At 57.8% G+C, this 19,766-nt stretch carries 20 protein-coding genes and 2 pseudogenes; 16 read left to right on the top strand and 6 right to left on the bottom strand.

Going from position 1 to position 19,766, the window contains the following annotated elements:
- Positions 1–33 precede the first annotated feature (33 nt).
- Complete coding sequence (locus tag AB1E37_RS22025) at positions 34–198, bottom strand: hypothetical protein (protein WP_020805208.1); 165 nt, start codon at positions 196–198, stop codon at positions 34–36.
- 64 nt (positions 199–262) lie between these two features.
- Between AB1E37_RS22025 and hpaR the strand changes: the two genes are divergently transcribed.
- Positions 263–703 carry a homoprotocatechuate degradation operon regulator HpaR gene (gene hpaR, locus AB1E37_RS22020; protein ID WP_002887503.1) on the top strand — a complete coding sequence of 147 codons (441 nt, stop codon included), beginning with the start codon at positions 263–265 and terminating at the stop codon, positions 701–703.
- Positions 704–706: 3 nt separating this feature from the next.
- On the opposite strand, the pseudogene AB1E37_RS22015 reads toward hpaR, so the two are convergent.
- Positions 707–971 (bottom strand): annotated as a pseudogene (locus AB1E37_RS22015) (FAD/NAD(P)-binding oxidoreductase); the annotation flags it as partial.
- 212 nt (positions 972–1,183) lie between these two features.
- On the opposite strand from AB1E37_RS22015, the gene AB1E37_RS22010 reads away from it, so the two are divergent.
- Positions 1,184–2,200: an Ldh family oxidoreductase gene (locus AB1E37_RS22010; RefSeq protein WP_004222478.1), complete on the top strand. Its 1,017-nt coding sequence runs from the start codon at positions 1,184–1,186 to the stop codon at positions 2,198–2,200.
- Positions 2,201–2,318: 118 nt separating this feature from the next.
- Here the strand turns inward: AB1E37_RS22010 and AB1E37_RS22005 are convergent, their stop codons facing one another.
- Both AB1E37_RS22005 and AB1E37_RS22000 read right to left on the bottom strand, forming a co-directional pair.
- Positions 2,319–3,539 carry an amino acid deaminase gene (locus AB1E37_RS22005; protein ID WP_004177531.1) on the bottom strand — a complete coding sequence of 407 codons (1,221 nt, stop codon included), beginning with the start codon at positions 3,537–3,539 and terminating at the stop codon, positions 2,319–2,321.
- A 43-nt stretch (positions 3,540–3,582) separates the two neighbouring features.
- Positions 3,583–3,762 (bottom strand): annotated as a pseudogene (locus AB1E37_RS22000) (hypothetical protein).
- Here AB1E37_RS22000 and AB1E37_RS21995 point away from each other — a divergent pair.
- The 5 genes from AB1E37_RS21995 to AB1E37_RS21975 all read left to right on the top strand — a co-directional run bounded on the left by AB1E37_RS21995 (position 3,740) and on the right by AB1E37_RS21975 (position 8,723).
- Complete coding sequence (locus AB1E37_RS21995) at positions 3,740–5,179, top strand: amidohydrolase family protein (protein ID WP_002887553.1); 1,440 nt, start codon at positions 3,740–3,742, stop codon at positions 5,177–5,179. The pseudogene AB1E37_RS22000 and the gene AB1E37_RS21995 overlap by 23 nt on opposite strands.
- Positions 5,180–5,189: 10 nt before the next feature.
- Positions 5,190–5,582: a RidA family protein gene (locus AB1E37_RS21990; RefSeq protein WP_004222482.1), complete on the top strand. Its 393-nt coding sequence runs from the start codon at positions 5,190–5,192 to the stop codon at positions 5,580–5,582.
- A 185-nt stretch (positions 5,583–5,767) separates the two neighbouring features.
- Positions 5,768–7,255 carry a sodium:solute symporter family protein gene (locus AB1E37_RS21985; protein WP_004222484.1) on the top strand — a complete coding sequence of 496 codons (1,488 nt, stop codon included), beginning with the start codon at positions 5,768–5,770 and terminating at the stop codon, positions 7,253–7,255.
- Between the two features lie 9 nt (positions 7,256–7,264).
- Positions 7,265–8,137 (top strand): 2-dehydro-3-deoxygalactonokinase, encoded by an 873-nt coding sequence (locus tag AB1E37_RS21980; protein ID WP_004222486.1) that lies wholly within the window; start codon positions 7,265–7,267, stop codon positions 8,135–8,137.
- A complete protein-coding gene (locus AB1E37_RS21975; protein WP_004146077.1) occupies positions 8,124–8,723 on the top strand; it encodes a 2-dehydro-3-deoxy-6-phosphogalactonate aldolase in 600 nt (199 codons plus the stop codon). Before AB1E37_RS21980 ends, AB1E37_RS21975 begins: the two co-directional genes overlap by 14 nt.
- Here the strand turns inward: AB1E37_RS21975 and AB1E37_RS21970 are convergent.
- Complete coding sequence (locus tag AB1E37_RS21970) at positions 8,720–9,583, bottom strand: MurR/RpiR family transcriptional regulator (protein WP_004177525.1); 864 nt, start codon at positions 9,581–9,583, stop codon at positions 8,720–8,722. The two genes, AB1E37_RS21975 and AB1E37_RS21970, sit on opposite strands and share 4 nt — an antisense overlap.
- 69 nt (positions 9,584–9,652) lie before the next feature.
- Entirely contained in the window at positions 9,653–10,186 is a 534-nt protein-coding gene (locus AB1E37_RS21965; RefSeq protein ID WP_002887560.1) for a GNAT family N-acetyltransferase, read from the bottom strand.
- 32 nt (positions 10,187–10,218) lie between these two features.
- On the opposite strand from AB1E37_RS21965, the gene AB1E37_RS21960 reads away from it, so the two are divergent.
- The 9 genes from AB1E37_RS21960 (at position 10,219) to AB1E37_RS21920 (ending at position 19,715) form a co-directional block, all read left to right on the top strand.
- Positions 10,219–11,040: a GNAT family N-acetyltransferase gene (locus AB1E37_RS21960; RefSeq protein WP_032448242.1), complete on the top strand. Its 822-nt coding sequence runs from the start codon at positions 10,219–10,221 to the stop codon at positions 11,038–11,040.
- 108 nt (positions 11,041–11,148) lie between these two features.
- Positions 11,149–13,914: a sigma 54-interacting transcriptional regulator gene (locus AB1E37_RS21955; RefSeq protein ID WP_004222493.1), complete on the top strand. Its 2,766-nt coding sequence runs from the start codon at positions 11,149–11,151 to the stop codon at positions 13,912–13,914.
- 100 nt (positions 13,915–14,014) lie between these two features.
- Positions 14,015–14,437, top strand: a complete 423-nt coding sequence (locus AB1E37_RS21950; protein WP_002887606.1) for a PTS sugar transporter subunit IIA — start codon at positions 14,015–14,017, stop codon at positions 14,435–14,437.
- 14 nt (positions 14,438–14,451) lie between these two features.
- Positions 14,452–14,922 carry a PTS sugar transporter subunit IIB gene (locus AB1E37_RS21945; RefSeq protein ID WP_002887607.1) on the top strand — a complete coding sequence of 157 codons (471 nt, stop codon included), beginning with the start codon at positions 14,452–14,454 and terminating at the stop codon, positions 14,920–14,922.
- A 16-nt stretch (positions 14,923–14,938) separates the two neighbouring features.
- Complete coding sequence (locus tag AB1E37_RS21940) at positions 14,939–15,718, top strand: PTS mannose/fructose/sorbose/N-acetylgalactosamine transporter subunit IIC (RefSeq protein ID WP_002887608.1); 780 nt, start codon at positions 14,939–14,941, stop codon at positions 15,716–15,718.
- Positions 15,696–16,547 carry a PTS system mannose/fructose/sorbose family transporter subunit IID gene (locus AB1E37_RS21935; protein WP_004146068.1) on the top strand — a complete coding sequence of 284 codons (852 nt, stop codon included), beginning with the start codon at positions 15,696–15,698 and terminating at the stop codon, positions 16,545–16,547. The genes AB1E37_RS21940 and AB1E37_RS21935 overlap by 23 nt, the downstream gene beginning before the upstream one ends.
- A 12-nt stretch (positions 16,548–16,559) precedes the next feature.
- Positions 16,560–17,621: an SIS domain-containing protein gene (locus tag AB1E37_RS21930; protein WP_004222497.1), complete on the top strand. Its 1,062-nt coding sequence runs from the start codon at positions 16,560–16,562 to the stop codon at positions 17,619–17,621.
- A gap of 17 nt (positions 17,622–17,638) precedes the next feature.
- Complete coding sequence (locus AB1E37_RS21925; protein ID WP_004222500.1) at positions 17,639–18,649, top strand: SIS domain-containing protein; 1,011 nt, start codon at positions 17,639–17,641, stop codon at positions 18,647–18,649.
- A gap of 133 nt (positions 18,650–18,782) precedes the next feature.
- Complete coding sequence (locus tag AB1E37_RS21920) at positions 18,783–19,715, top strand: Rpn family recombination-promoting nuclease/putative transposase (RefSeq protein WP_075201676.1); 933 nt, start codon at positions 18,783–18,785, stop codon at positions 19,713–19,715.
- Positions 19,716–19,766: the final 51 nt, after the last annotated feature.

Raw genomic sequence — 19,766 nt, 5'->3', positions numbered from 1 at the left:
CGGTTCAAAGGGATTTCGTTAATATATTAATGATCATCTTTTATGCTTTGCGCTGAGGTTTAGCAACTGGAAGTGAATGTTTTGTGATCGGATTAACACAATATTTACATAGCAATTACTTATTTGTTGTAAATCAATAATTTGAATATTTTTCAGGAAAAGACTGGTACTTTTCAGGTGCAGAAACCGGTTGTACATGGCAGGATTAACGCTAATTATTAAGTTATTAATAAGTTTTTGGTGAGGCTGTTGAGGGGATACTATGCATGATTCATTAACCATTGCCTTGTTGCAGGCGCGTGAAGCGGCGATGGCCTACTTTCGACCGATCGTCAAACGGCACAATCTCACCGAACAGCAGTGGCGGATCGTGCGAATTCTCGCCGAACGTCCGTCGATGGACTTTCACGATCTGGCCTTTCGCGCCTGTATCCTGCGCCCCAGCCTGACCGGGATTTTGACGCGCATGGAGCGGGATGGGCTGGTGCTGCGCTTAAAGCCAGTTAACGATCAGCGCAAGCTGTACGTCTCGCTGACGCCTGCCGGAACTGCGCTGTACGAAAGCGCCCAGGCGGAGGTGGAAGAAACCTATCGCCTGCTGGAGGCCCAGTTCACCACGGAAAAGCTGCAGCAACTGACCTCCCTGCTGGAGGAGTTTATTGCGCTTGGCGTCCCTGCCGGGCGCGGTGATGAAGAAGAGTAGCGGTTACGGCTCGGCGCTCAGCCTGGCGAGGGCAATAAGCGTTTCCGCGCGGGCGGGGGACAGCGGCTCTCTCGGCTGCGGCAGCGGCCAGCCATACAGCCAGCGGGCGCTGGGTCAGTTTGGCCTGCAGCCAGTCGTCGGCGGCAGCCACGTCGACGCAGCGCACATCTTCGCAACGGCACAGCAGGCTCTCCGGCGTCGCCGCGTTTTTCAACGACTCCGCCAGCCGGAAGGTGCGGTTGATGGCCGCGGCGAAGCGCTGCCAGCGCTGCAGCAGAGGATCAGTTTCTGCCAGTAAACCACGCCGCCGCCGTCGGCGGTTTCAAACAGCGCGTTGTGCACGGAGGGGCGGGCAATCAGCCGCGCGCCCTTCACCTTCCGGATGGCGGCGATGTCGTTGGGGATTTACTACTGGGGCGCGCGCAGCTGCCTGCCGCAGGCTAACTTTAGCGGAGACGAAGAAGAGTAAAGGAGAACAGTATGGAGTCGGTAACTCTATCGTTACCTGAAGCTTATGACCTGGCGCTGGAGGTACTCAGCGCCAATGGATTTAGCGCCGACCACGCGGCGGCGATTGCCCGCAATGTGACCGCCGGGGAGCGCGACGGCTGCGCTTCCCACGGCCTGTGGCGGCTGTTGGGCATTGTCGATACCCTGCGCAAAGGTAAGGTATCGCCCGATGCCGAGCCGCAGATCCATGACCAGGCGCCGGCGATTGCGCGGGCGGACGCCGGGGGCGCTTTTTCATTGCTGGCCTACGAGCGCGCGCTGCCGCTGCTGCTGGAGAAGGCGCGCCACAATGGCATTGCGGCGCTGGCAATCAATCGCTGCGTTCATTTTTCCGCGCTGTTTGCCGATATTGAGCCGTTGACCGAGGCAGGGCTGGTGGGGCTGGCCTGCACGCCAAGCCACGCCTGGGTCGCCCCGGCGGGCGGCACGCGTCCGCTGTTCGGCACCAATCCTATAGCTTTTGGCTGGCCGCGGCGGGACAAACCGCCGTTTATTGTTGATATGGCGACCAGCGCCGCGGCGCGCGGCGAGATCCAGCTGCATCAGCGCAGCGGCAAAGCGCTACCGGAAGGCTGGGGAATCGACAGTCAGGGACAGCCAACGACCGATGCCGCAGAGGTGCTGAACGGCGCGATGTTGACTTTCGGCGGCCATAAGGGCTCGGCGCTGGCGGCAATGGTTGAGCTGTTGGCCGGGCCGCTTATTGGCGATATGACCAGCGCCGAATCGCTGGCGTGGGATAACGGCGCGGGCGGTCTCCCCTACGGCGGCGAGCTGATTCTGGCGCTGGATCCGCAGCGCTTTCTCGGCGCGCAGGCACCAGAGCAGCTGGCGCGCGCCGAAACGCTGTTCAATGCGATGCAGGATCAGGGCGCGCGGCTGCCGGGCGAGCGGCGTTTTGCCTGCCGCCAGCAGAGTGAACGGCAGGGGGTCATTATCAGTCGTTCATTGCATGATGAGATTTGCGCCTTGCGCCAGGGCGGGTAAGGCGCGAAGCGCCGCTACCCGATACATCCCCCGGCTCGCGCTACGCTTAGCCGGGCTACCGAACGTCGCGGGTTGTGTAGCCCGGGTAAGGCGCGAAGCGCCGCTATCCGGATGCCTGTCAAAACAGCGTGTCGAGCTCGTCCAGCACGTTGTAGTCGTCATCGACCAGCAGCAACGTCTTCCACTTATCAAAGGTCAGACAGGGGTGCGAGGTGCCGAACAGCAGAATATCGCCGACCTGCACATCGCTGCCCGGCGCCAGGCGCAGCATACAATGCTGATCCATGATGCCGGTGCTGACGATCGACTCCGCGCGCAGCGCTAACTGCTGGCCATTACGATAATGGGCGATCGGCTGCGGCAGCCCGGCGTCGAAAGCGCAGTCGCGCTTGCCGAAATTCACTACCGCGCGATCCGCCTCCGGCACCGATTGCACCATCGCCATCAGCTCCAGCGCTGAAGTGAGATCGCCGGCGAGATCGCAGGCAATCGGATCGCGGGCGATCAGCGCTTGTTGGGCGAGATCGTAGATCCCGCGATCGTGGGTGATATAACAGCCAGGGCGGATGACGATACGGCAGCGGCGCGGTTTTGCCGCCGCCAGCCAGATGTTGCACACCACGTCATACCAGACGGTGCCCGCGCCGGTGAGAATAAATTCGCCGTCAACCAGCGGCTCCATGCGGCAGGCAAGCGCCGCGGCCTGCTGTAACAGCGCTTCCACCTGCGGCTGCGGATCGTCGCCGTGCAGCACCCCTTCATACAATTCCAGTCCGCGTAGCCGTAACCCCGGCAGGTCGCTTACCCGCTGCGCCAGCGCCAGCGCGTCATCAACGCTACGACAGCCGCAGCGCCCGCCAGGCACGCCAAGTTCAATCAGCACATCCAGCGTTTGTCCCTGGTCTGCGAAGAATGTGGAGAGGGCGCGCACGTTGACCTCGCTATCGACGCAGCAGATAAAATCCACCGCCCGATAGTGGGCTTTTAGCTGCGCGACCACCTGCATATTGGCTTTGCCGACCAGCTGATTAACCATCAGGACGCGTTGGATGCCGCTGGCCATCGCCGCGCTCGCCTGCCAGGCGCTGCCCACGCCGATCCCCCACGCCCCCGCTCGCTGCTGCGCCTGAAATATCCATGGCGTCATTGTCGTTTTACCATGCGGCGCCAGCGATACGCCGCGGGCGTCGGCGTAGCGCTGCATCCATGAAATATTATTTTCCAGCGCCGACTTTTTTAGCAGCGCGGCGGGTAGACAGACCTCTTCCGCCAGCAGATTAGCCGGCGCGGACATGAGGGCGGATTTGTGCGGGATGAGCGGTGCTGAATGGTATTTCATAACACTATCCTTTCAGGGTTTATAATCGGTTAGTCGCTGGGTATCATTTATAACTATTTGATAAATATATTTTTAATATAAAAATGTTATTCGTTTTGAATAAAAGTATCACAAAACGATCTGAGTTTTGCGTAGTTTTCTACTGTTTTTTGCGCTTGTAAATGGTTAACTTATCGGCATGTCGAAAGGGAGTAATTGCTATGAAAGTTGACTGGCTTTTCAAAAACGTCACGGTGATCGACGGGAGCGGCGGGCCGCAATACCGTGCTGATGTGGCGGTGAAGGGCGATCGAATTATGGCTATCGCCCCGGCGCTGGACGTTGCGGCGGAGCAGGTGATTGATGGCCAGGGGCGGGTACTGGCGCCGGGCTTTATTGATGTGCATACCCATGATGATATCAACGTGATCCGCATGCCGGAGTACTTGCCGAAGCTCAGCCAGGGGGTGACGACGGTGATCGTCGGCAACTGCGGGATCAGTGCGGCGACCGCCACCATGCGGGGGGAAGTGCCGGACCCGATGAATCTCCTCGGCGAGCAGCAACACTTTATCTATCCCACCGTGGAGGCTTATGCCCATGCGGTGGAGGCGGCGCGACCGTCGCTGAATGTCGGCACGTTAATCGGTCACACCGCGCTGCGTAATAACCATATGGACGATCTGTTTCGTCCGGCGAACGAGACGGAAATCGCCGGCATGCGCGTACAGCTACGCGATGCGCTGCGCCAGGGAGCATTAGGGCTCAGTACCGGGCTGGCCTACGCCAGCGCCTTCCAGTCGACCACCGAGGAGGTGATGGCGCTGGCGGAAGAGCTGGCGGCCGGGAAGGGCGTCTATACCACCCATTTACGTTCAGAGTTTGAGCCGATTCTCGAGGCGCTGGACGAAGCCTTCCGTATTGGCCGTCACGGCAACGTGCCGGTGGTGGTTTCGCACCACAAGTGCGCCGGGGCAAAAAACTGGGGGCGTACCAAAGAGACGCTGGCGTTTTTCGATGAGATGCGCCAGCAGCAGGATATCGCCTGCGACTGTTATCCCTACTCCGCCAGCTCGTCGACGCTGGATATGAAGCAGGTGACCGACGAGTTTGATATCGTGATTACCTGGTCCGAAGCGCAGCCGGAGCAGGCGGGGAAAACGCTGCAGCAGATCGCCGATGAGTGGCAGGTGAGCCTGCACGACGCCGCGGCGCGGCTGATGCCGGCGGGCGCTATTTATCACAACATGGATGAGCAGGACGTACGGCGGGTGATGCGCTATCCGGTCACCATGATTGGCTCTGACGGGCTGCCGAACGATCCGATGCCGCATCCGCGCCTGTGGGGCGCCTTCCCGCGGGTGCTCGGCCACTATAGCCGCGACGAGCAGCTATTCCCGCTGACTACCGCGGTACACAAGATGACCGGGCTGTCGGCGGCGCGCTTCCAGCTGGCGGATCGCGGGCTGGTGAAAATTGGCTACTTTGCCGACCTGGTGCTGTTTGACCCGCAGACGGTGCGCGATGTCGCCAGTTTCTCCGACCCGAAACGACCGGCGGACGGCATTGAGGCGGTGATGGTCAACGGCGTGATGAGCTACGGCAGTGATAAGAAAATTACCGGACGGGCAGGGCGTTTCCTGCGTCGTCGGATGGACTAAGGAGTTGAGTATGAGTATCAAGCGTTATGGCGTAGAAGGTGGTACCGGTACCGGCGGGCAGCACCTGCCGTTCGCGCGGGCGGTGGAAGCGGGAGGCTGGCTGTACGTTTCCGGCCAGACGCCGATGAAAAATGGCGAAGTCTTGGAAGGCGGGATTGTCGACCAGTCGCGTCTGGCGATTCAGAACTGCGTAGATATCATGACCGAAGCGGGCTACACCCTGGCCGACGTGGTGCATGTTAAAGTGATCCTCACCGATGCGCGCTATTTTCAGTCGTTCAATAAGGTATTTCGCGAGTTCTTTGGCGACAACCCGCCTGCCCGCATCTGCTGCGTAGCGGACCTGGTGGTGGATTGTAAAGTCGAAGTGGATGTGACCTGTTTTAACGCTGCGCGACAATAACGCTCGAAACCTAAAATAAATCCCTCCCTTTGCGGGAGGGAGCATCAAAAAAGTGTGATATCGGCACCAGAGTGAATAAATAAATCGGTGCCACTGGGTTCGCTATGCCTTTTTTCAGGCATGGTTCCTGTTAACTCATAATATTCAGCGGCACGAATATTATTTATTACGTCTGGATGTGAGCCATGAATAATATGTCATTTATGATTTGGTTTTCCGTTTATGCCTGCGCGATGATTACCTTAGGCTGGTACGTTTCGCGCAAACAGAAAACCGGCGAAGACTTTTTACTTGGCGGTCGTTCGCTGCCGATGATCCTCACTCTCGGTTCGACGGTCGGCACCATGGTAGGGACCGGTTCCAGCGTCGGCGCCGTCGGCTTTGGCTACAGCAACGGCTGGGCCGGGATGCTTTACGGCCTCGGCGGCGCGGTGGGGATCCTGCTGGTGGCATGGTTATTCGCGCCGGTACGTAAACTTCGCTTCATGACCATGAGTGAAGAAATGTCGTATTACACTGGCGGCAGTAAAATTATAAAAAACCTCGTCGCAATACTTATTTTTATTGCCTCTATAGGCTGGCTGGGGGCGCATATATTAGGCGGCGGATTATACCTGGCGTGGGCCAGCGGCATTGATATTAATGTCGCGAAAATTATTATCGCGCTGGCTTTTGTGGTTTATGTCGGTATCGGCGGCTATTCCGCGGTGGTGTGGATCGATACCATTCAATCGATTGTGCTGTTCGTGGGCTTTATTTTAATGGCGATACTGGCGGTTCATCACGTTGGCGGCTGGAGCCATATTCAGCAGGCCGTCGATCCGGCGGCGCAAAGCCTGTTCGCGGTCGATAAATTAGGCGTGCTGCCGGCGCTATCATTGGCGATGGTGATCGGCGTCGGCGTGCTGGCGACGCCTTCTTATCGCCAGCGTATTTACTCAGCGAAGACCGTCTCCTCGGTGCGCCAGTCCTTTACCATTACCGGCCTGCTGTATCTGGGCTTCTCCTTCCTGCCGGCGATCATCGGTATGGCGGTATGGACCATGAACCCGCAGCTGGAGAACAGCGGCTTCGCTTTCTTGTTTGCCACTCAGGTGCTGCCGCCGGTGCTGGCGATGGCGATCCTGATTGCCGGGATGTCGGCCAATATGTCTTCCGGTAGCTCTGATGCCATCGCCGCGGTGTCCATTATGCTGCGCGACCTCTACACCCTGGTGACCGGCCATATGCCCGCGCCGGAGAAAGCGATTCGCCTGTCGCGGATCTTCCTGGTTCTGGTGATTGCGCTGGCGCTGCTGTTTGCCCTGACCTCCAACGACATCATCAGCTACATCACCAAAATGATCTCGATGATTATGTCCGGGATGTTTATCTGCACCATGCTTGGCCGTTTCTGGACACGCTTTAACTGGCAGGGCGCGGTCGCCGCGCTGGCCGGCGGCGCCGGGGCATCGGTTGCGGTGCTGGTGGATAGCGACTGGCTGGCGTTCTGGGGCAACCCGTGTATTCCGGCGGTGCTGACGAGCCTGGTGGCTTCGGTTGTGGTGACGTTACTGACCCCGGCCAGCAGCATGAGCCGCGAGCAGGCGCTGGAGATGATTACCCGCGAGCGTGAAAGCCGCCCAACGCCGCCGCCGCTGCCGATTGGCAAACGTCATACCTCACGCGGGTAAGGGGCAATCATGAACGAGTATATTGCCGTCGATTGGGGCTCCACCCAGCTGCGGGCATGGCGGATGCGTGATGGCGAATGCATCGACAAGCTGAAACTGCCCTGCGGCGTCACGCGTCTGAACGGGCAGCGCGCCGAAGCGGTATTTCAGCAGCAGCTGGCGCCGTGGCGCGGCGACCCCGCGCTGCCGGTGGTGATGGCGGGCATGATCGGCAGCGATGCCGGATGGCAACCGGTGCCTTATCTGGCCTGCCCGCTGGCGCTGGAGGCGCTCAACGGTCAGTTATATGAGGTGGCGGAAAAAGTGTGGATCGTGCCGGGGCTGAAAGTGGCGCAGGCTGCAGATTACGACGTAATGCGCGGTGAAGAAACGCAGCTGCTGGGCGCCTGGCAACTGATGCCCGCGGAGTGTTACGTGATGCCCGGCACCCACTGCAAATGGGTGCAGGTGCAAAACGGCGTGGTGCGCCAGTTCGCCACGGCGATGACCGGCGAACTGCATCACCTGCTGCTTAACCATTCGCTGCTCGGCCAGCAATTGCCTGCGCAGTTGCCGGATGAAGCCGCTTTCGCCCTCGGTATGGAAAAAGGGTTAAATCAGCCGGCGTTATTGTCCGGGCTTTTTAGCGCCCGCGCCGCGCGGGTGTTAGGCGCGCTGGCGGCGACTTCGGTGAGCGATTATCTCTCCGGGCTGTTGATTGGCGCGGAGGTGGCGACATTCAGCGAACGCTATCGCGCCAGACGCGTGGTGCTGGTTGGTGAGCACTCGCTCAGTGTCCGTTATCAGCAGGCGATGGCGGCGCGTGGGTTAGCCGTTTCCCGTTGCTCCGGCGAGGCGGCGTTTCTTTCGGGTATAGCGAGGATGATTGATGGACAAGATTAAGCTGGTGGCGATTTTACGCGGCATTCAACCCGCTGAGGCGGCAGATCATATTGAGACGCTAATAAATGCAGGCTTTCGCTATATCGAAATCCCGCTCAACTCGCCGGACTGGCAGCAAAGTATTCCGGCGATGGTGCGTCAGTTTGGCGAGCGGGCGATGATTGGCGCGGGAACGGTGCTGAAGGTTGAACAGGTTGATTTTCTCGCTGAAGCCGGGGCGAAACTTATCGTGACGCCCAATACGGCCCCGGCGGTGATCCGCCGCGCGGTAGATAAGGGGATGCTGGTGTGCGCCGGCTGCGCGACGGCCTCCGAGGCGTTTAGCGCACTGGATGCCGGGGCGCAATGGCTGAAAATCTTTCCGTCATCAGCATTCGGCGCGGACTATATTCGCGCGCTGAAAGCGGTGTTGCCGCCGGAGGTGCCGGTGCTGGCGGTCGGCGGCGTGACGCCGGAAAATCTGGCGACCTGGATACAGGCGGGGTGCGCCGGTGCCGGTCTGGGCAGCGATCTTTATCGCGCCGGACAGGCCGTGGAACGTACCCGCGAGCAGGCGGAGAGGTTTATCTCCGCCAGTAAAAGTTAGTCCCCCAGCGGCTGCCGATCGACGCCGCCGCGGTGGCTGTCGAGCGCCAGCTTAATACGGCGTAATTTGCCTTTTGCCTGGGTTTTGTTGGCCATCGCCAGTTCGGTGGCCAGCACATCGACCATCGCCAGCATCGCGTAACGGGAAGTGCTGGGCTTAAAGATATAGTCGTTTTCCCGTACCAGCAGCGGTAGCACCAGATCCGCCTGTTCAGCCAGCGGCGTTCCGGCGGGGGTAATCGCAATAACCTTCGCGCCGTACTGGCTGGCAATCGCCGCGCTCTCGATGATTTCCCGGGTATAGCCGCCCAGAGACAGCACGATCACCACATCCTGCGGCGTCACCGCCGAGCTCATCATGCGTACCAGCAGACCATCGCTCTGGCTGACTACCGGCAGACCGAGGCGAAACAGGCGATACTGAATTTCCTGAGCGCAGATGGTCGAACCGCCGCCCATCCCCAGGGCGAGGATCTGCCGCGCATCGCTCAGCCAGCTCACCGCGCGCTTCAGCGCCTCGATATCCAGCGCCCGCCGGTTGGTCTCCAGTACGCTGATGATTGACTCATAGATCCCCTGGACGCCTTCGAGATCCGGAACATCGAGGATAAACCGCTGGCCGACCGCAAGAGATTGCGCAAGCTTCATCTTCAGCTCGCGGACGTCTTTACAGCCGAGTGCCCGGGCAAAACGGGTGACCGAAGCCTGGCTGGTTTGCGTCAGACGCGCTATCTCGGCGATGGGCAGCTCCGCCGCCGCCGCGACATCATCGAGAATAAACTGCGCAATGCGTTTTTCGGTCGCCGTGAGTTCCACAAAGCGATCGGTTATGCAGGAAATAATATCGATTGACCAGGACATACGGTAACAACGGGTAAGTTTTGAATGGTACTTTGTACCATATTGCGCCGCTGAAATCAGTGCTGAAGTCTACAACGCCAGGCGCATGGCGCAGCGCGACTCGGGCGGCAGGCCGTGCCGGGTCTCCTGTTCCCTTTTTGCCGCCAGCCCGGCGGGCAGGGTCAGCTCATCGAGCATGGCGAATCCCAGACGGGTATAAAACGGCGCATTCCACGGCACCTCGCGGAAGGTGGTGAGGGTTACCGCCGGGTAGCCCATCTGCCGTGCGCTCTCAATAACCCGCTCCAGCAGCATCCGGCCGATGCCCTGTTGCTGCCAGGCCTGGTGGACGGCGACTTCGACGATAAATAACGCATCGTCGAGCGGTTCGGTCAGAATAAAGCCAACGGGTTGCCCGGCGGCTACCGCCAGCAGGCTATGCTCCGTTTCCAGATAATCATGATGGCGCGCAACGCTAATCACCTCGCTGTCCGCCAGCCAGGCGAGAGAAGGGATCTGGCGAAATGCCTGGGCGGCAGAACGTTCAATGGCGGGCAGAAGGGCGATATCGCTCTCCTGAGTCAGGCGTAATACGGCACCGGCAGTTATAGTGTTAGTTTTCATCACCTCAGCATAGCAGCCTTCGGGAGAAAAGTATGGAGCTGACCGCCGTTCCCGCCACGCAGTTCAGCAGCGTGCAGTTAACGGATATTCTCAACGCCTGTTTTGAAGCCTACCTGGTGCCTGTTACCCAGTCGGTAGAGGGATTTGTTCAGCGTTTTAGCGCCGAGGGGATGAGCCTGGTCGATTCCCGCGTCTGGCTGGCCGGAGATGAACCGGCGGCGATCGCGATCGTCGCGCGCCGGGGGAGTGCCGCTCGCCTGGCGGCCTTTGCCCTGCGCCCGGCCTGGCGCGGCAAAGGCCTGGGCCGGAAACTGATGCAGGAGCTGCTGATGCTTTTGCAACAGCAGGGGATCGAGACGGTATTCCTGGAGGTGATCCGCGATAACCATGCGGCCGTCGCGCTGTATCAGTCGCTGGGCTTTACGCGACGCTATGGGCTCTGCGGCTACCTGAGTACAGAACTTCTGCCCCCGGTGCCGGGCGTATTGCAGCTTTATCCCACCCTGTCCCTGCTTCGGCGCGCCATTGAGGAGAGTAACAGCCAGCTTCCCTGGCTGCTGGATCCGCTCACCTTCGCCACTCTGCCATGTCAGGTCGTGACGCTGGAACAGCGCGCCTTCGCGGTTCTAACGACGGCGGGCTCGCGCCCTGTACTGTCGTTTTTGTGGGTGGAGCCCGCCGCCCGCCGCCAGGGGCTGGCGCGTGAGCTGCTGAAGGCGCTGGCGCAGCAGTTCCCGGGCATTGGTACTTCGGTGACGGTCCCGGAAACTTTTACGCCGCTGTTTGCCGCGGCCGGCTATACGCCGCTCTCGCTGCAGCAGTATGAAATGACGATGGATCTGGCCGACGCGTAGTCGGCTTAGCCGGGAGTGTGCGCTGGACCGCAAAAAACAGCACGAGCCGTCGATAAGCCTCTCTTTTCCCGCATCATATCCCTTCGTAATGGCGAGGAGGGGGATGCGATGCGTAAAACGGAACTGTTGGCTTTTTTGCAAAATCAGACCGATTTTTTCGATCCGGATAACCTGAGCGAGGTCTTTACCGCCAGCTGGCTGGCCCGGCGTTTCGCGATGCAAAGAAATACCGCCAGCCATTATCTCAATCAGCTGGTCGCTCAGGACGTGCTGGTGAAAATCAACACCCGGCCGGTCTATTTTCTGCATAAAAAAGCCTTTTGCCAGCAGTTCTACCCGCTTTCCCGCAGTGAGTATGCCAGCATGGCGGAGTTACTCGCGGAGAGCGACCGCCAGCCGGAGCAGGCGGACCATTTTTCGTTGCTGACCGGGCATGACGGCAGCCTGCGTAAACCGATTGAGCAGATGAAAACCGCGCTGTTTTATCCTAACGGCGGGCTACCGCTGCTGATCACCGGCGACAGCGGGACCGGCAAAAGCTATATGGCTGAGCTGATGCATGAGTTCGCCATCGCCCAGGGGCTGCTGGCGCCCGATGCCCCCTTTGTGAGCTTTAACTGCGCGCAGTATGCGAGTAATCCGGAGCTGCTGGCCGCCAACCTGTTTGGCTACGTCAAAGGCGCGTTTACCGGTGCGCAGAGCGATAAAGCGGGGGCGTTTGAGGCGGCAAACGGCGGGATGCTGTTTCTCGATGAGGTCCATCGCCTGGATGCTCAGGGACAGGAGAAGCTGTTCACCTGGCTGGATCGTAAGGAGATCTACCGGGTGGGGGATACCGCGCAAGGCTTGCCGATTTCGCTGCGGTTGGTGTTTGCCACCACCGAAGATATTCACAGCACTTTTCTCACCACCTTCCTGCGCCGAATTCCGATCCTGGTTAGCTTGCCCGATCTTCAACACCGTAGCCGCGAGGAGAAGGAGGCGCTAACGCTACAGTTTTTCTGGCAGGAGGCGCGCACGCTTGCCGCCCGGCTGCAACTAACGCCGCGATTGTTGCAGGTCCTGACGCAGTATGTTTATCGGGGCAACGTCGGCGAGCTGAAGAATGTGGTGAAGTACGCCGTGGCGTCAGCCTGGGCCAGGTCTCCGGGCCGCGAAATGTTGACCGTGACGCTGCACGATCTGCCGGAAAATGTCATGGCCGCGACGCCAGCGCTCAGCGAAGCGATGGGCCAGCAGGAGCCGCTGCTTATCGAGCCGCAGACCAGCCTGGTCTGGCTGCTGCGCGCGCGCGACCCGGTACAGGGGCTGATCTATGACGTTCAGTGTCGGGTTCTGGCGCAGTATGAAGCGGTGCTGAATAAAAAAACGGTCTGGGAAGAGGCGCAAAGGAGCATGGGGGAAGAGATTGAAACCCTCTTCGATCGGCTGATCTTTGATAATCATGACTCCAGTAGCTCGCAGATGCTGCTGCTGATCGCTCATCAGGTTCGGGAGGAGTATTATCGCCTGGAAAAGCGCTTCAATATCCAGTTTAACGGCAACTGCCTCTACGCGCTGAGCCACTACCTGATCCACCGATCCCGACAGCCGCAGTCCACGATAAACAATGAAAAAACCCGCCAGCTGGAGGACTTCCTGGTACAGAAGTTTCCGCTGCTGTATCGCTTTTGCGAAGCGATCCTCGGTGCGTTGACGCTGAAGCTGGATATTGAACCCCAGCGTATCGACCTGCTGCTGTTAGTGCTGTGGTTCCACAAGAATGGCGCCATCAGCCAGCAGCAGGTGACCCGGGCGATAATTCTCGCTCACGGTTACGCTACCGCCAGCAGCATCGCCAACGTGGCGAACCGCTTGCTGAAAAGCCAGCTCTTTGAGTCATTCGATATGCCGCTGGACGTGACGCCGGAGGCTATCGCTAACCAGGTGATGGCCTACATAGAGAGCCATGCCCTGGCATCAGGATTGATAATCCTGGTCGACATGGGATCGCTGAACGCCATTCACCGCCATTTTAATCGTCGCCTGAGTACGCCGATGGCGATCATCAACAATGTCTCCACCGGTATGGCGATGTACGTCGGGGAGCGCATTTTGCAGGGCGTTATGCTGGAAGATATCGTCCGCGAGATCGGCGATGACCTTGCGGTTGAGCACCAGCTCTATTACCCGCAAACCGATAAGCCGCGGGCGATTTTAACCACCTGCGCGACCGGTCTGGGCGCGGCGGCGAATCTGTCGGCGCTGTTAAAAGCCAGCATTCCTGAAGCGCTTGGCATTGATATTGTGGCCTGCGATGTGGAGACCCTTGCCGATCCCGCGCGACGGGAGCCGATGCTAAGCCGCTATGAGGTGCTGGCGATCGTCGGCACCCTGGATCCGCATCTTGCCGATCTACCCTGGATCTCGCTGGATTCGCTGATCTCTGGCGAAGGGAGTCGTCCGCTGATGCGCATTTTTGGCGAACTGGCGACGGCGGAGCAGGTCAGCGAGATCAACAACCTGATCCTGAAAAACTTTTCGCTGCGCCGGGTGATCGAGTCGGTGACGATCCTCGATACGGCTAAGGTGATCAACCAGGTTGAGCAGTTTTTGCTGCGCTATGAGCATCTGGCCGGGCGCGATGTACCTAACGATCGTAAGGTCGCGCTGTATGTGCATATAAGCTGTTTGATAGAGCGATTAATTCGTCACGCTTCCCCAGCCCAATACACTGGAGGGCAGTGTCCGGATCGCGAGCTGGCTACGCTACGCGAGGCCTTTAGTGTCATAGAGAGCGGGTATAGTGTCAAAATTCCCGTTGTAGAGCTCTGCTACATTCACGATATCCTGACGCGGGAAACGGAATTTATTCAGGAAGATCAAGACTTTTAACACATCTCTTCTTTTTTATCCTTACGTTAGCCGACGCGCCACTGTTTCTGGCACGTCGGTTGCAATTAAGAAAGCAGTGGAATGCGCTTTCGAGGTAAGGATGAAACGACACTATATTTTTGCCAGCCATGGCAGCTTTGCTAACGGTTTGTTGAACTCCGTGGAACTGATCCTCGGTAAACAACCCGATATACATACCTTGTGTGCCTACGTGGAAGAAGAGGTCGATCTGACGCAGCAGGTGGAAGCGCTAGTGGCGCGTTTCCCGGCGCAGGATGAGCTGATCGTAATTACGGATATTTTTGCCGGTAGCGTGAATAACGAGTTTGTTCGTTTTTTATCTCGCCCACATTTCCATTTATTATCCGGTTTAAATCTGCCGTTAATTATTGACTTGCTGATTTCCGCAGCGGAAGACAATACCGAAAAATTAATTACCGAGGCATTAACAAACGCCAAAGAGAGCATTCAGTACTGCAATCAAACGATTGCCAGTGCGATGACTATGGATAAAGACTTCTGAAATGAGGAAGCATGATGATTACGTTATTAAGGGTAGACCATCGATTACTTCACGGCCAGGTGGCCTTTTCCTGGACCCAATATGTCGGCGCCGATTGTATTTTAATCGCCAACGATAGCGTCCCTGGCGATGAGTTGCGGAAAACCACCATTAAGCTTGCCAAACCGCCCTCGGTGAAGCTGGTGATTAAAAATATAAATGATTCTATTGAGGCAATAAAAAGCGGGGTTACCGATAAATATAATTTATTTATTGTTGTGGAGTCGGTTAATGACGCCTGGCGTATTGCCAGCGCCATCGACGAAATAAAAAGTATAAATCTTGGCGGAATAAAGGCTAAAGAGGGCAGTAAAAATATCTCTAAGGCGATTAATTTACTGCCGACAGAAATAGAACAGCTACAACAACTGGTGGGCAAGGGCGTCGAAGTGGAGATTCGCCAGGTCCCGAACGATCGCAAACAGCTTTTTGCGGAATGCGTGTAATTCCGGAGGACAGATTATGGTAGAGGCTCTCTTACTGGGTCTGGTGGCGTTTATCGCGCAATCGGAATATGCCTTAGGGACGTCGCTAATTTCACGGCCTATCGTCACCGGACTGTTGACCGGGCTGGTGCTGGGGGATGTACAGACCGGCGTCATTATGGGCGCGACGCTGGAGCTGGCGTTTATCGGCTCTTTCTCCGTTGGCGCCTCGATCCCGCCCGACGTCGTGACCGGCGGTATTCTCGGCGTGGCGTTCGCCATTACCTCTGGCGCAGGCACAGAAACGGCGTTGCTGCTTGGCCTGCCTATCGCCACGCTGACTTTGATCCTGAAAAACATCTATCTGGGGATGTTCATTCCAATGCTTAGCCAGAAGGCGGACGGGTATGCGGAACGGGCAGATCTCCGCGGCATTGAGCGGATGCATTTGATTGCCGGATTCGGCCTGTCGCTGATGCTTGCCGCGGTGGTCACCGTCTCATTCCTGGTGGGCAGCAACGCGGTGAAATCCCTGCTCGATACGATCCCGGAATTTATCAAACATGGGCTCAGCGTCGCCACCGGCATCATCCCGGCCCTCGGCTTCGCGATGCTCGCCAGGCTGCTGATTAACAAGAAAGTGGCGCCGTATTTTTTCCTCGGTTTTGTGCTAATGGCCTATTTGAAAATCCCGGTGACCGGTATCGCCATTCTCGGCGCTATCGTGGCGGTGGTCATGGTTAACGTCACCGCATTGAATTCACCTCGTATCACGACAGAACAAGGAGTCAGCGATGACGACGAAGATGATTTCTGAAGAGACCCTGCAGCCGCAGGCGCAGGAAGAAACCCGGATTACGCCGCGCGATTTACGCCGGGTGTTCTGGCGCTCTTTCCAGATGGAGTTCTCGTGGAACTATGAGCGGCAGATGAATCTCGCCTTTGTTTACGCGTTGATCCCGGTGCTGAAGAAGCTCTATCCGCGCAGAGAGGAGCTGGCCGCAGCGCTGAAGCGGCATCTGGTTTTTTTCAATACCACGCCGCATATCGTCACCCTGCTGCTGGGGATCACCACGGCGATGGAAGAGAAAAACAGTCAGCAGAAAAACATGGATGCCACTGCGATTGATAACGTCAAAGCCTCACTGATGGGACCGTTAGCCGGGCTGGGTGACTCTTTCTTCTGGGGGACGCTGCGCCTCATCGCCACCGGGATCGGCACCAGCCTGGCGCTGAAGGGCAACATCCTCGGGCCGATCCTGTTTCTTCTGGTGTTTAACGTGCCGCACATTCTGGTGCGCTGGTGTTTTACCCGCTGGGGCTACGTACTGGGCACCGGGGTCCTGCAGCGGATCCAGAAGAGCGGAATGATGGAGAGCCTGACCTACGGGGCGTCGATTATCGGTCTGATGGTAGTCGGGGCGATGACCGCTTCAATGATCGATATCACCATTCCTCTCTCCTTCGGCGCCGGGGAGGCCAAAACCCAGGTACAGGACATTATCAACGACATTCTGCCCTGCATGCTGCCGTTGGTGAGTTTTGGCATCGTCTACTGGCTACTGGGACGGAAAGTTAAACCGCTCTCAATTATTGGCGGCATGGCGCTGGTGGGCATTCTGGGTTCGTGGATCGGATTGTTTTAACGGGAGTGAGCTATGCGACCAACAATGATGACATATATCAGTGAAGAGCCGGCCTGCCTGGCGCAGATCCTGCGCGACTACCGGCAAAAGCTGGCGCCGATTGAAACCTTCGCCCGCCAGCACCCGGTACGGCGGATATTATTGCTCGCGACCGGATCGTCGCTGAATGCCGCGCTGTGCGCGCGCTATTTCTTTGAGCAACGCTTCGGTGTACTGCTTGACATTAAAGAGCCGTACAACTTCACCCATTACGACGCGATCGACCCGCATGCCGATCTGGTGGTGGCGATTTCACAGAGCGGAAAAAGCGCGTCGACGCTGGAGGCGATGCGTAAGGTACAGGCTTCCGGCAAGTCGGTTTTCGCCCTGACCTCAGATCCGCAAAGCCCGATAGGAGGCGCCAGCGATGGCGTTCTGGATATTAATACCGGGATCGAGAGCGTAGGGTTTGTGACCCGCGGCTTTAGCGCGACGGTGCTCAACCTGTTGCTGATAGCGCTGATCATTGCTCGTAAGCAGGAGAAAGCCAGCGAGGTCGAGGAGCAGCACTATCTCGCTGAATTGCAGCGGCTGGTAGCGGCGATCCCGGAGGTTATCGTCCGTACCTCGCGCTTTATTGACCGCCATAGCGAAACGCTGCGGAGCGGCGAGCGCTTTGTCGCCACCGGCTACGGCGCGCTGGTTGGCGTGGCGAAGGAGTTCGAAACCAAATTTACCGAGACGGTGCGCGTGCCTTCCAGCGGCTTTGAGCTGGAAGCCTATATGCATGGCCCCTATCTGGAAGCCAATGCCCGCCATGTGATGCTGTTTATTGAAGATACGCCGGACGCGCGAACCCGGGCGCTGCGCGACTATCTGGCGCCGTCCATTGGCCGGGCCTTTACCCTGACGCTGGGTGACGAAGAGGATGCTCAAACGCTGGCGCTAAACTGTCCGTGCGAGCATCACCTGGCGCCTCTGCTGCTGATTGTCCCAGTGCAGATGCTCGCCTGGCATACCGCAGGACTGAAAGGCATCGATCTGGCTAAACGTATTTTCGACGATTTTGACCGCGTCTTAAAAAGTAAAATCTGAATATTCAGGAGAAAACTATGTTGGGTTTTAATCAGGACGAGTACCTGACCAGTGCTCGCGAGATCATCGCTGCGCGTAAACAGGCTGAAACCGTAGCCGACGATATTTATGACAGCGGCTGTAGCGCATTATTTTTTGCTTCGGTAGGTGGTTCCCTGGCGCCGATGATGGCAATTAATGAATTTGCCAAAGAATTAACCAGCGTGCCGGTATATCTTGAACAGGCCGCGGAGTTAATCCATCGCGGACATAAAAAATTAAATAAAGATGCGGTTGTCGTTACGTTATCTAAATCCGGCGATACCAAAGAGTCGGTCGCCATTGCCGAATGGTGCAAGGCACAGGGGATCCGCGTGGTGGCTATTACTCGTCACGCCGACTCGCCATTGGCTGCCGCCGCCAGCTGGCATATTCCGATGTGCCACAAAAATGGCGTGGAATATGAATATATGCTGCTGTACTGGTTATTCTTCCGCGTCATTTTTCGTCACGGCGAGTTTGCTGATTATGCGCGATTTGCCAGCCAGCTAGAGTTACTGCCGGAAAATCTCCTGCAGGCGAAACGCCTGTTCGATCCCCGAGCGGATAGCATTGCCGCGCAATACCATGACTGCGACTATATGATGTGGATTGGCGGCGCGGAAATGTGGGGCGAGGTCTATCTGTTCTCAATGTGTATTCTCGAAGAGATGCAGTGGAAGCGGACGAAGTCGGTGAGCTCCGCTGAATTTTTCCACGGCACCCTGGAGCTGCTGGAAAAAGAGGTTCCGCTGTTTCTGGTGAAAGGCGAGGGGAGATGCCGGGCGCTGGACGAACGCGTCGAGCGTTTTGCCGAAAAAATAACTGACCATCTGGTGGTTATCGACCCGCGCGACTATCCGCTGAACGGCATTGATGACGCGTTCCGCTGGATTATGGCGCCGTGCGTGGTGTCCACCCTGCTGGTGGACCGGCTGGCGGCCCACTTTGAACACCATACCGGCCACGACCTCAATATCCGCCGTTACTACCGGCAGTTTGATTACTAAGTCGTGTTGATGGCGGCCAGCCGGGCTGGCCGCCATGCTATTCTCCGAGGCGCTTCCCAGAAAATTGTCGTCAAACCCAATCGGGTAAAAACCGGTGATAGAGTCCGGCTTACCTTCTCTTTCAGGCAAGCGGATGGCCATGAAAAAACGGATGACCTCGACGCCGCACGATGCGGTCTTTAAGCGATTTCTTCGTCAACCGGAGACAACGACTGATTTCCTCACCCTCTACCTTCCCGAAGCGATCCGTCAGCGGTGCGATTTCTCTACTCTGAGGCTGCAATCGGCGAGCTTTATCGATGAGGATCTGCGCGCCTGGTATTCAGATGTCCTCTGGTCGGTGCAGACCACCTGCGGCACGGGGTATGTTTACGTGGTGATAGAGCACCAGAGCTCACCGGATAGCCATATGGCCTTTCGCCTGATGCGCTATGCGATTGCCGCAATGCAGCGCCACCTGGATGCCGGGCACAAAACGCTGCCGCTGGTGGTGCCGATGCTTTTTTATCACGGTGCAACCAGTCCGTATCCTTTTTCCCTCAACTGGCTGGATGAATTTGCCGACCCGCAGCTGGCGAAGACGCTGTATGGCTGTCCGTTTCCATTGATCGACGTGACGGTGATGCCGGACGATGACATCGTGCAACATCGGCGAGTCGCCTTGCTGGAGCTGATGCAAAAACATATTCGCCAGCGCGATCTCAGCGGCATAACGGAGTCGTTGGCGGCCGTTGTGATGCTGGGATACACTAACCGTCGGCAGTTGAGAATGCTGTTTCACTATATGCTGCAGTACGGTAATACGGCCGAGCCGGGCGTGTTTCTCCGCCGGCTGGCCCGCCGTCTGCCACAGTATGAGGAGACATTGATGTCTATCGCGCAAAAGCTTAAGCAGGAAGGTCGGGAAGAAGGCCGGGAAGAAGGGCACCTGGAGGGCTTGCAGGAAGGCAGCCGACGCGAGGCGCTGCGCATTGCCGGCAGTATGTTACAGAATGGCCTCGACAAAGAGATGGTACAGAAGATCACCGGACTGTCGGCTGATGAACTACAGCCGCTGTGTGGTTAACGTCCTGCCACGACAACCGCTGCCCGGCGCGAAAATCCGCCGGGCAGGATT

The sequence above is a fragment of the Klebsiella sp. Shm-1 genome (assembly GCF_040804525.1).
Classification (GTDB): domain Bacteria; phylum Pseudomonadota; class Gammaproteobacteria; order Enterobacterales; family Enterobacteriaceae; genus Klebsiella; species Klebsiella pneumoniae.
This window is presented reverse-complemented; position numbering and strand designations above follow the sequence as displayed.

Bases quoted from the DNA above. Each gene is read 5' to 3' on its own strand.
- AB1E37_RS21925 (WP_004222500.1), top strand. From the start codon at position 17,639: ATGTTGGGTTTTAATCAGGACGAGTACCTGACCAGTGCTCGCGAGATC.
- AB1E37_RS21940 (WP_002887608.1), top strand. From the start codon at position 14,939: ATGGTAGAGGCTCTCTTACTGGGTCTGGTGGCGTTTATCGCGCAATCG.
- hpaR (WP_002887503.1), top strand. From the start codon at position 263: ATGCATGATTCATTAACCATTGCCTTGTTGCAGGCGCGTGAAGCGGCG.
- AB1E37_RS21975 (WP_004146077.1), top strand. From the start codon at position 8,124: ATGGACAAGATTAAGCTGGTGGCGATTTTACGCGGCATTCAACCCGCT.
- AB1E37_RS21920 (WP_075201676.1), top strand. From the start codon at position 18,783: ATGGCCATGAAAAAACGGATGACCTCGACGCCGCACGATGCGGTCTTT.
- AB1E37_RS21935 (WP_004146068.1), top strand. From the start codon at position 15,696: ATGACGACGAAGATGATTTCTGAAGAGACCCTGCAGCCGCAGGCGCAG.
- AB1E37_RS21980 (WP_004222486.1), top strand. From the start codon at position 7,265: ATGAACGAGTATATTGCCGTCGATTGGGGCTCCACCCAGCTGCGGGCA.
- AB1E37_RS22010 (WP_004222478.1), top strand. From the start codon at position 1,184: ATGGAGTCGGTAACTCTATCGTTACCTGAAGCTTATGACCTGGCGCTG.
- AB1E37_RS21965 (WP_002887560.1), bottom strand. From the start codon at position 10,186: ATGAAAACTAACACTATAACTGCCGGTGCCGTATTACGCCTGACTCAG.
- AB1E37_RS21950 (WP_002887606.1), top strand. From the start codon at position 14,015: ATGAAACGACACTATATTTTTGCCAGCCATGGCAGCTTTGCTAACGGT.
- AB1E37_RS21945 (WP_002887607.1), top strand. From the start codon at position 14,452: ATGATTACGTTATTAAGGGTAGACCATCGATTACTTCACGGCCAGGTG.
- AB1E37_RS21985 (WP_004222484.1), top strand. From the start codon at position 5,768: ATGAATAATATGTCATTTATGATTTGGTTTTCCGTTTATGCCTGCGCG.
- AB1E37_RS21930 (WP_004222497.1), top strand. From the start codon at position 16,560: ATGCGACCAACAATGATGACATATATCAGTGAAGAGCCGGCCTGCCTG.
- AB1E37_RS21970 (WP_004177525.1), bottom strand. From the start codon at position 9,583: ATGTCCTGGTCAATCGATATTATTTCCTGCATAACCGATCGCTTTGTG.
- AB1E37_RS21960 (WP_032448242.1), top strand. From the start codon at position 10,219: ATGGAGCTGACCGCCGTTCCCGCCACGCAGTTCAGCAGCGTGCAGTTA.
- AB1E37_RS22005 (WP_004177531.1), bottom strand. From the start codon at position 3,539: ATGAAATACCATTCAGCACCGCTCATCCCGCACAAATCCGCCCTCATG.
- AB1E37_RS21995 (WP_002887553.1), top strand. From the start codon at position 3,740: ATGAAAGTTGACTGGCTTTTCAAAAACGTCACGGTGATCGACGGGAGC.
- AB1E37_RS21955 (WP_004222493.1), top strand. From the start codon at position 11,149: ATGCGTAAAACGGAACTGTTGGCTTTTTTGCAAAATCAGACCGATTTT.
- AB1E37_RS21990 (WP_004222482.1), top strand. From the start codon at position 5,190: ATGAGTATCAAGCGTTATGGCGTAGAAGGTGGTACCGGTACCGGCGGG.
- AB1E37_RS22025 (WP_020805208.1), bottom strand. From the start codon at position 198: ATGTACAACCGGTTTCTGCACCTGAAAAGTACCAGTCTTTTCCTGAAA.